At 71.6% G+C, this 14320-nt stretch carries 8 protein-coding genes and 1 pseudogene; 5 read left to right on the plus strand and 4 right to left on the minus strand.

The genetic code is table 11. The features are described from left to right. Nucleotides 1-309: 309 nt before the first annotated feature. The 3 genes from ACVHNB_RS20500 (at nt 310) to ACVHNB_RS20510 (ending at nt 3333) form a co-directional block, all read left to right on the plus strand. A complete protein-coding gene (locus ACVHNB_RS20500; protein WP_456225502.1) occupies nt 310-1005 on the plus strand; it encodes a hypothetical protein in 696 nt (231 codons plus the stop codon). After that, complete coding sequence (locus ACVHNB_RS20505) at nt 995-1636, plus strand: Fic family protein (RefSeq protein WP_428957279.1); 642 nt, start codon at nt 995-997, stop codon at nt 1634-1636. The genes ACVHNB_RS20500 and ACVHNB_RS20505 overlap by 11 nt, the downstream gene beginning before the upstream one ends. Nucleotides 1637-1857: 221 nt before the next feature. Then, nucleotides 1858-3333 carry an FG-GAP and VCBS repeat-containing protein gene (locus ACVHNB_RS20510; protein WP_456225503.1) on the plus strand — a complete coding sequence of 492 codons (1476 nt, stop codon included), beginning with the start codon at nt 1858-1860 and terminating at the stop codon, nt 3331-3333. A 71-nt stretch (nt 3334-3404) separates the two neighbouring features. Here the strand turns inward: ACVHNB_RS20510 and ACVHNB_RS20515 are convergent, their stop codons facing one another. Next, nucleotides 3405-7028, minus strand: coding sequence for an ABC transporter ATP-binding protein (locus tag ACVHNB_RS20515; protein ID WP_456225504.1), 3624 nt, complete (start codon nt 7026-7028; stop codon nt 3405-3407). Nucleotides 7029-7711: 683 nt separating this feature from the next. Beyond that, a complete protein-coding gene (gdhA, locus tag ACVHNB_RS20520) occupies nt 7712-9070 on the minus strand; it encodes an NADP-specific glutamate dehydrogenase (RefSeq protein ID WP_428957277.1) in 1359 nt (452 codons plus the stop codon). A gap of 256 nt (nt 9071-9326) precedes the next feature. Between gdhA and ACVHNB_RS20525 the strand changes: the two are divergent. Further along, nucleotides 9327-10427: pseudogene (locus ACVHNB_RS20525) on the plus strand (pectate lyase family protein); the annotation flags it as partial. A gap of 75 nt (nt 10428-10502) precedes the next feature. Here ACVHNB_RS20525 and ACVHNB_RS20530 read toward each other — a convergent pair. Both ACVHNB_RS20530 and ACVHNB_RS20535 read right to left on the minus strand, forming a co-directional pair. Next, nucleotides 10503-12044: an N-acetylmuramoyl-L-alanine amidase gene (locus tag ACVHNB_RS20530; RefSeq protein WP_456225505.1), complete on the minus strand. Its 1542-nt coding sequence runs from the start codon at nt 12042-12044 to the stop codon at nt 10503-10505. Nucleotides 12045-12259: 215 nt separating this feature from the next. Beyond that, nucleotides 12260-13000 (minus strand): D-Ala-D-Ala carboxypeptidase family metallohydrolase, encoded by a 741-nt coding sequence (locus ACVHNB_RS20535; RefSeq protein ID WP_456225506.1) that lies wholly within the window; start codon nt 12998-13000, stop codon nt 12260-12262. Between the two features lie 272 nt (nt 13001-13272). On the opposite strand from ACVHNB_RS20535, the gene ACVHNB_RS20540 reads away from it, so the two are divergent. Continuing rightward, nucleotides 13273-14289, plus strand: a complete 1017-nt coding sequence (locus tag ACVHNB_RS20540; RefSeq protein ID WP_428957274.1) for a helix-turn-helix domain-containing protein — start codon at nt 13273-13275, stop codon at nt 14287-14289. The last annotated feature ends 31 nt before the right edge of the window (nt 14290-14320 follow it).

Raw genomic sequence — 14320 nt, forward strand, 5'->3', positions numbered from 1 at the left:
GTCCACCCACTCGGCGCGATCGCCGCTCGCTACAACAACCCTCCGGGCGTCACCTTCCTCCCCCTCCACGACGCCCCCACCCTCCAATGGGCCCTCACCTGGCGCTCCACCATCGACAACCCCGCCATCCGCGCCTTCGCCCAGACCGCGACCAGCCTCGGCCCGGCTCTCTGCGCGGGCTGGTGCCGGACGCACCTGCGTTTGCTCGTGCCCGTTGGGGTCGCCTCGACGGGCAGGGAAAGTCCCATGACAAGGGGGCGTATCCGCAGCAGACTTGCCCGGTAGCCCTGCCCGCACTTGATCTGGAGGATGTCCACGGCCATCAACTACGAGCTCGCCCCGTCGTGGCTGCCGTGGTCCGCCGTCACCGTCGGACTGGCAGGCTTCACATGGGACGACGAACGAGGCTCCGAACTCGCCACGGTGATAGGCCAGTTGGTACCTGCCGCAGACTCCGGGTGGGATGCCAGGCACCGCTTCATCACCGAGGTCACGTCCCTTCTTGCCGCCCGCTACGGCCGTTGGACGTGCGGATGGCATTGGGCGGTCGGCGAAGGCGGCTGCGGTGGCGTGGTCACCAGCTGGTGCTGCGCTTCGCATTCCATCGGTGAGCCCGCAGCGACTGCGGCCAAGGTGATCGCTTCGCTGCTGGAATGGCGCGACTGGCTGGAGGAGCTGGCCGAGCGGTTCGCGCGACTGGCACCGCCCGCCGGAGCGGATGCCGCGGATCGGAGCTGGCACGTGGAGCGCGCCGCCACCCGCCTGGTGACGGTGGTCGTCGACCGCACGGGAGCCGAGTGCGGGTGGTACGGGCTGTGCCACACGGTGCTCACCTGGTTCCTCTCCTCCACGGGCATGGGACCGGAAGCGGCGAAGGAGGCCGTGGAAGCGGCAATCGGCGGGCGGTTCGCCAGCTGGACCGAACCGCCCCGGACCCTGGTCGATGCCGTCGGAGAGGATCTCGCCGTCGGCCTGACCGGAGAGCGGCCCTTCCGTGACCGCTGACTCCTTGGCCGCCTGGCGCAGAGTCAGGCAGCAGGTCGACTGGGCCTGCGCCGTCGACGAGACACCGGGTCCCGTGCGGCCGGCCGTGGACGGTCTCGCCGCTTGGTGCGTCGCGGGTGGTCGCGCGTCCGACCCGGATCGAGGCGGACGACTGCTCGTGGCGCTGGCCTCGTCGCGCACGGCCGCTTCCCGCCAGCGCTCCCTCGACTACACGCTGCTGGCCGAGTGGCAGCGGCACGTCCTCGGTCTGCCCGAGGTGTCGTTCCGGCAGGGCGAGGCCTTCGCGAAAAGCGGCCGGGAACGCTACGGGCTCACCCCACACACCCAGCAGGACTTCGAGCACTGCCTGTATGACAGCGCTGACGCGCGAATTCCGCTGGCGTCCCGCGCCGCCAGGGCCTACCTGGACGTGGCGTTCTTCCATCCGTTCCCGGACGGCAATGCCCGCCTCGCCATGCTCGCCCTCGCCCACGTCCTGGAACTGGGCGGAGTCCGACTCGATCAGGTCCACCCCTTGCAGACCACGCGCCACGCGGACGACGCTGCCGGCGCAGCGGACCTGGCCGTCCTGGTCGCCGTACTGATCCGCTCGTCCCGGCGCCGTGCCGAAGGACGGACGGAGAGCGGCTGACCCGGCGCCCGCCGTCCCGCCCCGCGCCCGCCGTCCGGCCCCGCGGCCGGTCGAGGCCCTGCCGGGCGCACGCCTCGTGCCGCGTGGGCCGGGTCCGCAGACGGACTGCTTCCGTTCTCGTGCCGTTCAGCGCACAACCATCGGCCGTTTCCAGATGTCTCGCAGGTGAATCACATCTGCGCGCACGCGTCTCGACATCGCTCGCGCTCTAAGGAGGAACCGTGGGCATCCGCCGACCCGCCCTGTCGACCGCCGTGGCCGCCGCCCTGATCGGGTCGCTCGGCGTACCGATCGTCGCAGGGACCGCATCCGCGAAGGACGGCGCCACCACCGTGCGCGAGGACTTCGACGGCGACGGCTACCAGGACGTCGCCGTCGCCGCCCCCGGCGCGAAGGTCGGCGGCCATACGTGGGCCGGCTACATCACGATCAGCTACGGCTCGGCACACGGCCTCGACCCCGCGCGCACCACGGTCATCACCCAGGACACCCCCGGAGTGCCGGGCGTCTCCGGTGACAACCAGGTCTTCGGCTACGCGATGATCTCCCGCGACCTGGACGGCGACGGCCTGACCGACCTGGCGGTGGTCGCCCGCGACTACCGGCCGGAGGAGAACGTCAGCGGCTCGGTGATCGTTCTCTGGGGCCGCAAGACCGGCATCTCGGGTCAGGACGCCGTCCGTATCGGCGCACCGGCCAACGCCGAGGTCGGCGACGACATCACCGCGGGCGACTTCGACGACGACGGCCATGTGGACCTGTTCCTGCGCAACGGCGAGGACTACGACTTCCACGACGTGCTCTACGGCCCCTTCGGCCGGGACGGTCTTCCCGCCCGCGAGCAGCAGGTGCAGGTGTACAGCACCGACAACTCCATCAACAACACCGCCACGGGCGACTTCAACGGCGACGGCATCGAGGATCTCGCGACCTTCTACGTCTACGAGAACCACGCCGAGGGCGGCAAGCTGTGGCTCGGCACCAAGACCGGCCTGTCCACCGTCCCTCAGAGGCTGAACTCCGCGGCCGGCACCGCCGTCGCCGACTTCGACCGGGACGGCTACGCCGACCTCGCCACCCGGATCTTCCCGAACGGCGACACCGAGGCCACCGAGGAGGACCCGGGCACCGTCAAGATCTACTACGGTTCGGCGTCCGGCCCCAGCCAGACCCGTACGCAGACGATCACGCAGAACACGGCGGGTGTGCCCGGGGTGAGCGAGAAGGGCGACCAGTTCGGCGGGCGGCTGAGCGCGGGCGACGCGAACGGCGACGGATACCCGGACCTGGCGGTGGGCGTCCCCGGCGAGGCGATCGGCACGAAGGCGAAGGCCGGCGCTGTGGTGCTGCTCAAGGGTGGCAAGGGCGGGCTCACCGGCACGGGCGCGCAGGCCTTCCACCAGGACACCGCGGGCGTGCCGGGCGTCGCGGAGTCCGGCGACGTGTTCGGCGCGTCGGTACGCCTGCTCGACGTGACGGGTGACGGCAAGGCGGACCTGGTCGCGGGTGCGCCGGGCGAGAACCTGGGCAGCGTCGTGAACGGCGGCGCGGTGTGGCAGCTGCGCGGCGCCGCGTCCGGCCTGACGGCCTCGAAGTCGGTCGCGGAGAACCCGACGGACATCGGGGCACCGGCGACGCGGGCACTGTTCGGCGAGAACCTGAGCAGTGACAACGGCTCCGGAACAGTGATCCCCTAGCGCTCGGAGCACGGTCGCGGGCGGGCCTGTGACAGCCTCGCGACGGCGACAGGCCCGTCACGCAGGATCCTTCAGGCCGGGATCACCCCGTCGTCGTACGCGGACCACAGCGCCGCATAGGGTCCGCCCGCGGCGACGAGGGAGTCGTGCGGGCCGTCCTCCACGAGGCGGCCGCCGTCCAGGACGAGGACCCGGTCCGCCCGGGCGGCCGTCGTGAGCCGGTGCGCGATGACGATCGTGGTGGGCGCGGTGGCGGCGGCCGCCACCGCGCGGCCGACCGCCGCCTCCGTGGCCAGGTCGAGCGCGGCCGTCGCCTCGTCGAGCAGCAGCAGGTCGGGCCGGACCAGGCAGGCCCGGGCCAGCGCGATCAACTGCCGCTGGCCCGCGGAGAGGTTGCGGCCGCGCTCGCCGAGCCGGTAGCCGTAGCCGCCGGGCAGGCCCGCGATCATCGGCTCCGCGCCGACCTGCGAGGCCGCCGCGCGGACCTCGTCGTCCGAGGCGCCGGGGCGGCCGTACGCGATGGCATCGCGTACCGTCGCGCCGAACAGGTAGGCCTCCTGCGGAACAAGGCCGATGCGGCTGCGGTACGCGGCGCCGTCCAGGTGGCGCAGGTCGACCGAGTCGACCTCGACGGCGCCCCGGGTCGGCAGATACATCCGCGCCACCAGTTTCAGCAGGGTCGACTTGCCCGCCCCGGTCTCCCCGACGACGGCGACCGTCTGGCCCGGCTCGATCCGCGCGGTGACGCCGTCGATGGCCCGCTTCCCGCCGCCCGCGTACGCGTAGTGCAGATCGCGCAGCACCACTTCGCCGCGCATGCGTCCGCCGGTGCCGAAGGCGGGCAGTGGCGCCGGGCTGGGCGGCTCGGTGACGGTCGGCCGTTCGCGGAGCAGTTCGCGGCAGCGGCCGAGGCCGACGCGGGCCCGCTGATAGCTGTCCAGGAGCTGCGAGGCGTTGCGGATCGGGCCGAAGACCAGGCCGGCGTAGAGGAGGAAGGCGACGACGGTCCCGGTGCTGGCCTCGTGGTGGGCCACGCGCCAGGAGCCGACGCCGAGGATGAGCGCGGTGGTGGCGTCGGAGAGGAACTCCACGGTGGAGAAGAACAGCGCCATGTGATGCTGCGAGCGCAGTTGCAGGGTCCGCTGTTCCTCGGCGAGGCGGTGGAAGCGGGCGGCGCTGTGCCGCTGCCTGCGGTGGGCCTGTGTCACCCGGACCCCGTCGACGGCTTCCTGGAACGCGCTGTTGAGGCTGCCGAGTTGGGTGCGGTTGATGTCGTACTGCCGCTTGGAGATCCGCGCGTACCGCCGGCAGGCGAGGGCGAGGACGGGGGCGATCGCGAGGACGGCGAGGGACAGGCCGGGGTCGAGCGCGATCATCATGGCGAGGACACCGGCGATGAGCAGGGCGCTCACCACGGAGTCGAGCAGCCCGTGCTGCAGGAAGTCCCCGATCGAGGCGACGTCGTTGACCATGCGCGTGACGGCGGCGCCGCCGGACTCCCGCTCGAAGTAGTCGAGGCCGAGCCGCTGCAGATGGGCGAACATCTTGACACGCAGCTCGTACAGGATCCGCTCGCCGGTCCGGGCGATCGCCCTCATCTCCCCTGCGAAGACGAGCCAGTTGGCGACGGCGGTGACCAGCAGCGCGCAGGAGACGACGGTGAGCGCGCGGCCGTCGTGGCGTCGTACGCCCATGTCGATGGCGGCGCTCACCAGGCGAGGCGCGAGCATCAGCAGGGCGGTGTCGGCGAGGAGCATCGCGCCGATGGCGAGGAGCCGGGCGCGGTGCGGGCGCAGCAGGCGGCGCAGGGTGAAGCCGGGGTCTGCGGCGCGGGCGCGGGTCTCGTCGACGCCGGGGTCGAGGTCGGGCACTGGTGACACGGCCGGTGGTTCCCCGGCCGGGGCCGTCATCGGCGCGGGACCGACGGTCGGCCCCTCCGCGGGCTCGCCGAGGATCAGCTGCCGGTAGCGCGGACAGCGGGCGGTCAGCTCCTCGTGGGTGCCGGTGTCGAGGACGCGGCCGGCCTCCAGGACGGCGATGCGGTCGGCGAGGCGGAGCGTGGAGCGGCGGTGGGCGACGAGCAGCACGGTGCGGCCCGCCAGTTCGTCGCGCAGGGAGGCGTGGATGGCCGCCTCGACCTTGGGGTCCACGGCGGAGGTGGCGTCGTCGAGGACGAGGATCCGCGGGTCGGCGAGCAGGGCCCGGGCGAGCGCGAGCCGCTGCCGCTGGCCGCCGGAAAGGGTCAGGCCCTGGGCGCCGGGCACGGTGTCGTACCCCTCGGGCAGGGCCCGGACGAACCCGTCGGCGTGCGCGGTCTCGGCGGCGGCGCGCACCTCGGCGTCGGTGGCGTCGGGCCGGCCGAACCGGATGGTGTCCCGCACGCTCTCGGAGAACAACAGGCTCTCCTCGAAGGCGATGCCGACGGCGCCGCGCAACGAGTCGAGCGTCAGGTCTCGTACGTCGGTGAGTGCGCCCGGTGGGCCGACGCGGACGGCGCCGGCGTCGACGTCGTACAGCCGCGCCAGCAGGGCGGCCACCGTGGACTTGCCGGATCCGGAGGCGCCGACCAGGGCGAGGGTCTCGCCGGGCGCGACGGCGAGGTCGAGGCCGTCGAGGGCGGGCACGGCGTCGGGGTCGTGCCCGAACCGCACGCCTTCGAACGAGATGCCGAGTGCCCCGGACGACTCCATCGGGATGGGGTCTGGACGGTCCGTCACCTCTGGTGCGGCGTCGGCGAGTTCGAAGATGCGGACGAGACCGGAGCGGGCTTCCTGCGCCTCGCCGACCAGGTTGGAGAGCATCCGGACCGGCCCCATCATGGCGGCCAGGTAGGTGGTGAAGGCGACGAAGGTGCCCAGGGTGATGTCGCCGCGGACGGCGAGCCAGCCGCCGAGCAGCACGATCCCGAACCGCGCGGTACCGGGGAACAGCTCACCGAGCAGACCGGCGTAGCGGGCGGCGAGCAGGCGACGGTGGACACGGGCGGCGAACAGGGAGCGGGCCAGCCGCGCATAGCGGTCGGTCTCCGTGTCCTCCTGCGCGAAGCCTTTGACGACGCGGACACCGGCGATGTTGGACTCGACGGCCTCGGACGTCTCGCCGGTCCGCTCCTGCACGGCCCGGTCGGCGGGATAGATACGGTCCCGGGATCGGCGGGCGACGATCGCCATGGGCGGTACGGCCACCAGTGCGACGCAGGCCAGCAGCGGTGACAGGACGAACATCACGCCGAGGGCGAGCAGCAGCGTCAGGCCGTTTTGGGCCAGCACCGGGAGCGAGCCGGTGAGTTCCCGCACCACGGTGACGTCGTTGACGGCGCGGCTGAGCACGTCCCCCGCGCGCACGCGGTCGAGACGGCGCCCGTCGATCCGCTGGACGGCGTCGTGCAGCAGCAGGCGCAGATCCCGCTCGACGCCCCACTGCACCTGCCCCGCCCACCACCGCCGTGTCCAGGAGGCGCCGAACTGCGCGACGGCCACGGCCAGGAGCAGCGCGATCCAGGGCCCGGCATCGGCGCTGCCCGTGTCGATCACGTCATCGACGACCTGCCGGATGATCAGCGGCGTGGCCGTGATGAGCACCACCCCGGCAGCGGCACCGAGGCAGGCGAGGACCACGGCCCGGGGGCGAGCCCAGCACATCGCGACGAACCGCCGCAGCCACATCCCGCCGTCCTCCTCCGCGCGCCGGCCCAAACCGCAGCAATGTCCCAGCGCACGAGGTCAGGAGGCAACCGGTTTTCAGTGCCGCTGGGCGCGACGGGCGGCCGAGGCGGCCAGGGGTCGGTGGCGCGGGTGATGGCGCTCCCGACGGCGCCGACCCGGTCGGCGAGCAGCCCGAGGGCGACCGCGCGGGCCACGGGGTCGCCCTCGGGTCCGCCAGCCCGGCTCACCACCCGCGGCTGACGCCGACCGGGCGCCAGGGCTGTGCTGGGGAGATCCGGTGAGGCCGGAGCGCTCCGCATCCGGGACGACGCGCGAAGGCGCCCCGGATTCTTCAGGGGCCGGCCTTTCCAGGTGCCCCACGGATTGCATGGTTCCGGCAGTGTCGACCGGCCCGGACAACGCCAGGGCCGGCACACCGGCGGGCCGCTCGACGGCCTTCACCCGTGGTGCCACCGCGCTCGACTCAGCCCAGGAATTCCGACGGCGACAGCGAGGAAATCCCCCATGTCCCCGCCCCGCCTTCACTGCCCCGCCGGCTCCGCCCCGGCGCCGAGCCGCGCGTACGCAACCCGGCGCCGGAACGCTCCCCTGTTTCTGCGACGCCCATCCTGACACCTCGTTACCACCCGGCACATTGCCGTGTTCGGGCAATCTTCTCGCCTTCTTGATGCCGGGCGTCGACGTGCCTGTCCTCCGCCACTGACCGTGCGGCGTCAGATGATGCCCTGCGCCAGCATCGCGTCGGCGACCCGCTCGAAGCCGGCGATGTTCGCGCCTGTCACGTAGTCGCCGGGGACGCCGTAGCGTTCGGCGGTCTCGTGGCAGGTGGCGTGGATGTCGTTCATGATCCGCGTCAGCTCGTCCTCGACCCGCTGGGCGGGCCACGACAGACGGGCGTGGTTCTGCGCCATCTCCAGCGCGCTCACCGCCACGCCGCCCGCGTTCGCCGCCTTGCCGGGACCGAAGGCGACGCCCGCATCCCGGAACAGGCGGACGGCCGCGGGTGTCGAGGGCATGTTCGCGCCCTCGGAGACCGCCTTCACGCCGTTGCGGATCAGCGCGGCGGCATCGTTCTCGTCCAGCTCGTTCTGCGTGGCCGACGGCAGCGCGACGTCGGCGGGGACGTCCCAGACGCGGCCACCGGGCACGAAGCGGGCGGAGGCGCCCCGGCGCTCGGCGTACGTGTCGACGCGGCCCCGCTCGACCTCCTTGACCTGCCTGAGCAGTTCGAGGTCGATGCCCTTCTCGTCCACGACGTATCCGGAGGAGTCCGAGCAGGTCACCGGGTTCGCACCGAGGGAGCGCAGTTTCTCGATGGTGTGGACCGCGACGTTGCCGGCGCCCGACACCACCGCCGTCTGCCCTTCCAGGTCCTCGCCACGCGCGCTGAGCATCGCTTCCAGGAACAGCACGTTGCCGTACCCGGTCGCCTCCGGGCGGATCAGCGAGCCGCCCCAGCCCTGCCCCTTACCTGTGAGGACACCGGCCTCCCAGCGGTTGGTGATGCGCCGGTACTGGCCGAAGAGATAGCCGATCTCCCGTCCGCCGACGCCGATGTCGCCCGCCGGCACGTCGGTGTGCTCGCCGATGTGCCGGTACAGCTCCGTCATGAAGGACTGGCAGAAGCGCATGACCTCGGCGTCGCTGCGCCCGTGCGGGTCGAAGTCGCTGCCGCCCTTGCCGCCGCCGATGCCGAGACCGGTCAGCGCGTTCTTGAAGATCTGCTCGAAGCCCAGGAACTTGATGACTCCGAGGTTGACCGACGCGTGGAAGCGCAGGCCGCCCTTGTACGGACCCAGCGCGCTGTTGAACTCGACGCGGAAACCGCGGTTGACCTGTACCCGCCCGCGGTCGTCCTGCCAGGGCACTCGGAACATGACCTGCCGCTCGGGCTCGCACAGCCGCTCCACGAGCCCCGCCTCGGTGTACTCGGGGCGGACCGCGAGCACCGGGGCCAGGGTCTCCAGGACCTCGTGCACGGCCTGGTGGAACTCCGGCTGGGCGGGGTTGCGTTGTTCGATCTCGCCGAGGACCTTGCCGAGGGTGTTCTGCAGGTCGGATCGCGTCGTCACAAAAGGCCTTTCTGACACGTCTGCCACCGGATTCCGTGCGGGTGCGGTCCGCTCGGGCCCGGTCCATCGATGAGCGCTCGGCACCGTTGCCGCGCGCGGGGCAGGGCCAGTGTTACGCGCCTGTAAAGCTCTTGACCAGTGCCCACAGCCCGGACGGTTCATCTCCAGCCGCGACCCGGCAACCCATCGCGCCGCCGCGACGACAAGAGGCAGAACCGGCAGAAGCCGGTACGCGACGACGAACCGGGAGACCAGGATGAGACGACCCATAGCACTGCGACTCTCCGCGACACTGGCCGCGGCAGCCCTCGCCGGCGGGATCGGGACGGCGCTCTCGATGCCCGAGGCCTCAGCGGCCGCCGACGGCGCCACCGGCTACGCGAGCCAGAACGGCGGGACGACGGGCGGCGCGGGCGGGCAGACCGTACGCGCGACCACGGGCACCGCGATCCACCAGGCCCTGTGCGGTCGTGCGGCCAGTGACACCCCGATCACCATCGAGGTCGAGGGCACCATCAACCACGGCAACACCGGCAAGGTCTCCGGCGACAGCTGCAACACCGCCGACGGCGTGATCGAGCTCAAGCAGATCAGCAACGTCACGCTGATCGGCGTCGGCAACGGCGCCGTCTTCGACCAGCTGGGCATCCACATCCGCGAGTCGAGCAACATCATCATCCGTAACGTGACGGTCAAGAACGTGAAGAAGTCCGGATCTCCCACGTCCAACGGCGGCGACGCCATCGGCATGGAGAAGAACGTCCGCAACGTGTGGGTGGACCACGTCTCCCTGGAGGCGTCCGGCGGGGAGTCCGAGGGCTACGACGGCCTCTTCGACATGAAGAACAACACCCAGTACGTGACCCTGTCCTACAGCACGCTGCGCAACTCGGGCCGCGGCGGCCTGATCGGCTCCAGCGAGAGCGACCTCTCGAACGGCTTCGTCACGTTCCACCACAACCTGTACTCGAACCTCGACTCACGCGCCCCGCTGCTCCGCGGCGGCACGGCCCACATCTACAACAACTCCTACGTGAGCCTGAACGAGTCCGGCATCAACTCCCGCGCCGGGGCCAAGGCCAAGGTCGACAACAACTACTTCAAGAACTCCAAGGACGTGCTCGGCACCTTCTACACCGACGCCGTCGGCTACTGGCAGGTCAGCGGCAACGTCTTCGACAACGTGACGTGGTCCGCGCCCGGGGACGAGAACAACCCGGCCGGGCCCGACCCGAAATCCACCACCACCGTCTCCGTCCCGTACGCGTACACCCTCGACAAGGCGAGCTGCGTACCGGACATCGTCGGCCGGACGGCGGGCGCCGGGAAGGGCCTGAAGGTGTCGGACGGCACCTGCTGACCACGGAGCAGAGCCGCATGCGCGGGCGTGGCCGGGCGCCATGGGGCCCGGCCACGCCGACTGCACGAGCCGTCAGCGTCCGGCTTGCAGGGCACTCCAGGTCGCGGGTCCGACCTGGCCGTCGACGCCCAGGGATCGACTGCTCTGGAAGTCCCGGACGGCCTGGGCGGTACCCGCTCCGAAGGCGCCGTCGGCGGAGACGGTGCGTCCCAGGGCCGCCGTGAGTGCCCGTTGCAGTCGCTCGACGGCTGCGCCCGTGCTGCCCTGGCCGAGCACCGGCGTGTCACCGGCCGAGAGCAGCGCGGTCCAGGTGCGGGCGCCCACGATTCCGTCGGTGCCGAGGTCACGGGCCTTCTGGAAGGCGGTCACGGCGGCGGCTGTCGTCGTGCCGAAGCTGCCGTCCACGGTGCCCGCGTCGAATCCCTGCTGATCGAGGAGCGACTGAACGGCGGACACCTGCGCGCCGGAGGAGCCGGACCGCAGAGCATCGTAGGACGTGAAGGTCAGCTGGACGGCGCCGCCTCCGGTGCTGCCGCCCACCAGTCGCATGTAGTAGGTCCAGTTCCAGTACCGCCCGGGGTCGGTGTGGTTGTTGCCGGGGACCTCGGAGTGCCCGACGACGTGGGCGCGGTTCTTGGGGATCCCGTACCGGTTGCAGAGGTACGCGGTCAGCGCCGCCGAGGAGCGGTACATCGCGTCGGTGAACCAGGTGGGGTTGTCGATGTATCCCTCGTGCTCGATGCCGATGCCGGACGCGTTGCCCGAGCGGGCGTGCCAGGCGGTGTTCTTGTCGCGCACCATCTGGGTGATCTGGCCGTCGGAGGAGCGCACCACATAGTGGGCGCTGGCCTTGGCCGAGGGGTTCCGGAACCAGTTGACGGTCCCCGCGTACGAGCCCTGCGTGACGTGGATGACGATCTTCCTGATCGAGGCCGAGCGGCCGACGGAGTAGTTGGCTGAGCTGGCCGGGACCCAGAGGGCCGACGGGTAGTCCGGGCTCTGGGCCGCCGGTGCCGCGGCGGTCTCGTAACGGCCGCGTTCGGGGGCGACGGAGCGGGCGCGGACGGTCAGCGTCTCACCGTCGGGGGTGCGGGCCGTGAGTCCTTCGGCCAGGAAGGTGTAGACGGTGTCGGCGTAGAGCCGCGCGCCGGAGGGATCGGCGGCGCCCCCGTACCGGGCGACGAGGGGGTACCAGGCGTCGGTGTCGCGCCGTTCGGCCCGGCCGAGTCCGGCGTCGTCGGCGTAGGCGCGCAGCACGGCCGCGCCGCCGCGGATGTTCGCGGTGGTGTCGGTGCGCAGCTCGCGTGCCGACTCGCCGGTGAGCCGGGAGGCGAGTTCGAGGGTGTGCCGGTCGGGGTTGCTGACCAGGTGCATCACGCCGTAGCCGCCTGCCTGGCTCGGCTGTCCGGCGTGGTCGTCGAGGTGGGTCTCGCCGTATCCGAGCGCGATCAGGAGGTCGCGCGGCACCCCGAACTCGGCGGCCGCGGCGCTGAAGGCATGACGGACGGGGCCGGGGTCCGGGGAATCGCCGGTGGGGGGCGCGGCGAGGGCGGGCTGTACGGCGGTGACCAGCGCGGCCAGGGAGCCCAGGCCGGACAGGGTTGCGCGTCTCATGGGTGTGCGGGCAAGGCTGCGGAACATCGTGGGGCCTCCGGTGGGGACTGGGCCGTGGCTTCGGCTTTCGGGTTGTCGGGTGATGGGTTTCGGATTTCGGGCGTGAGGTGGCCCGGGCCGGGCCATGTGGGAAGGGCCGATCGACGGATGCCGGGCGACGAGGGCCGAGGCCTCGCCGCCCGACTCCGGATACGGACCCGAGGGATGACGATCTGTCAGATGGTGCCGCTCTCCCACCACCAGGCGCGGCCGAGGTCGGCTCGGCTGTCGACGTGCTGGTGGTCGACGGTGTACCGCTCCAGGCCGGAGAACCCGCAGGTCTCCGCCTTCTGGTAGACCGTGCGGTTGCTGACGCCGGGCACGGTGAGGTCGGCCGCGGTGCCGTAGAGGTGCATGCTGTCGCTCGCCCCGCCGATCTCGGCGTTGTGGGCGATGCTGCGGAAGCCCGAGTTGACGGTGATGGCGGTGTTGCCGAGCTTCTTGCGCAGGGCTTCCAGCTTGTACATGGCCCGGCGGGCGTTCTCCTTGGTGGCTGCGGCGCTCACCTTGCCGCCGCTGAAGGTGCCGCTGGACCGGTCGGTGAACTCGCTCCAGTTGAAGTGCGCCGTCGAACCGTCCGACTGCTCGAGGGCGTTGAGCTGTGCCTGGGTCGCGGGCCCGGCACTGCCGTCGGCCGACAGTCCGTAGGCGGCCTGGAATCTGCGGACCGCGGCCGCCGTTCCGGGGCCGAAGTCACCGTCGATGCCCACCCGCGCGTGGGAGGCCGAGTCCGCCGCCCAGCCCGCGACCCGTATCTGAAGCTCCGTCACATCGGCGCCGGTCGCGCCCTGGTTCATGGTGCGCGTCCAGTTGTAGGCGTGCGCGGTGCCCGACAGCAGGACGGGGCCGACGAAGGCGCCCGCCGTCACGGCGAGGCTTCCACGCAGGATCGCGCGGCGGTTCGGGGAGAAGGTCACGGTGGCTCCTTGAGGGGGGCGGACGAGTCTGCGTGTACACGCCTACGACACCGATGCCCAGATCACCCCTCCGGCTCGCCTCCTGACGACATCCAGCCGGAACGGCGACGGCCCTCCACAGGAAGCGTCGCTGTAGTGCCGTACGTGGTCCTTGGGAGCGGAGATGCTGCAGGGGCCGGTGCGGCTGGCCGAGTTCATGCTCCGGTGCGCGCCCATTGCTGTCATGCTCATTCGAACAGCGTGAAATATCGCAGGTGGAAAGGGTGTTGGCCGTGCTTCGCTTCCACTTCTCGGCTGAGGACCTGGCCAGGACGCGGGTGGCTGCCGCGCCGCATCCGCTGTGGGAGATCGCCGGCAGCCTGCACCGCTTCCAGACGCCAGCCGGTCGCTGGGCGTACGCGTACTGGTATCGCACCGCACGTGAGCGACTGCGTGCAGCGGGTCTCGAAAGCGCAGTGCGCCAACTTCTGCTGCCCCTCTTCCCGCGCGCTTCCTACTGGCCCGACTTCCTTACCCCCCTGCAGGGAGCGGCCGGGCTGGAAGCCGGACTGGAGGCGATCATGGCCACGCCCGCGGAACAGGTGACGGCCGAACTCACCATCCTGGCCCGGTTCGTGCGGGTACCGGCGCCGCTCGGCCGGCTGCCGGAGAAGGAGGCGCGCAGCGAACTGGTGGACCTTCTGCGCGCCTACCACCGGACCGCGATCGCACCCCACGAGGAGTGGGTGCACGAGAGTGTGCACGCCGAACGGATCCGCCTGGCCCGGCACCTCCTCAACGGAGGCACCGAGGGCCTGTTCGAGGAGCTCGGGCCGACCGTCCAGTGGCGGTATCCGCGCCTGGAGATCGCGAGGTACCCCAGGGAACACGACATCCATCTGGAGGGCCGCGGACTGCTGCTCATTCCGTCGTACTTCTGCTGGAAGGGACCGGTCTCCCTCGCGGATCCGGGCTTACCCCCCGTCCTCAGCTACTCGCTGCACCGCGAACTGCCCATCGGGCAGTCCCGATCCACCGCGGAGGCCACCGGCGCGCCGTCCCTGGACATCCTGCTCGGCCGGGCCAGGGCCGCCGTTCTGCGGGCTGCGGCCGCCGGAGCGACCACCACCGAAGCCGCCCGCCGGGCCGGGGTCACCCCGGCGACCGCGACCCACCACACCACGGCTCTGCGCGATGCCGGCCTGATCACCAGCCGACGCCACGGCAACACCGTCATCCACACCCTGACGCTGCTGGGAGCGACGATGCTGAACAGGAATCTGGGACAGGCCACCCCGGGAATCGGCTAGGAGACTCCCGGCGAGGTGTGCGGAGAGCCGG

It is taken from the genome of Streptomyces sp. YJ-C3 (genome assembly GCF_053891275.1).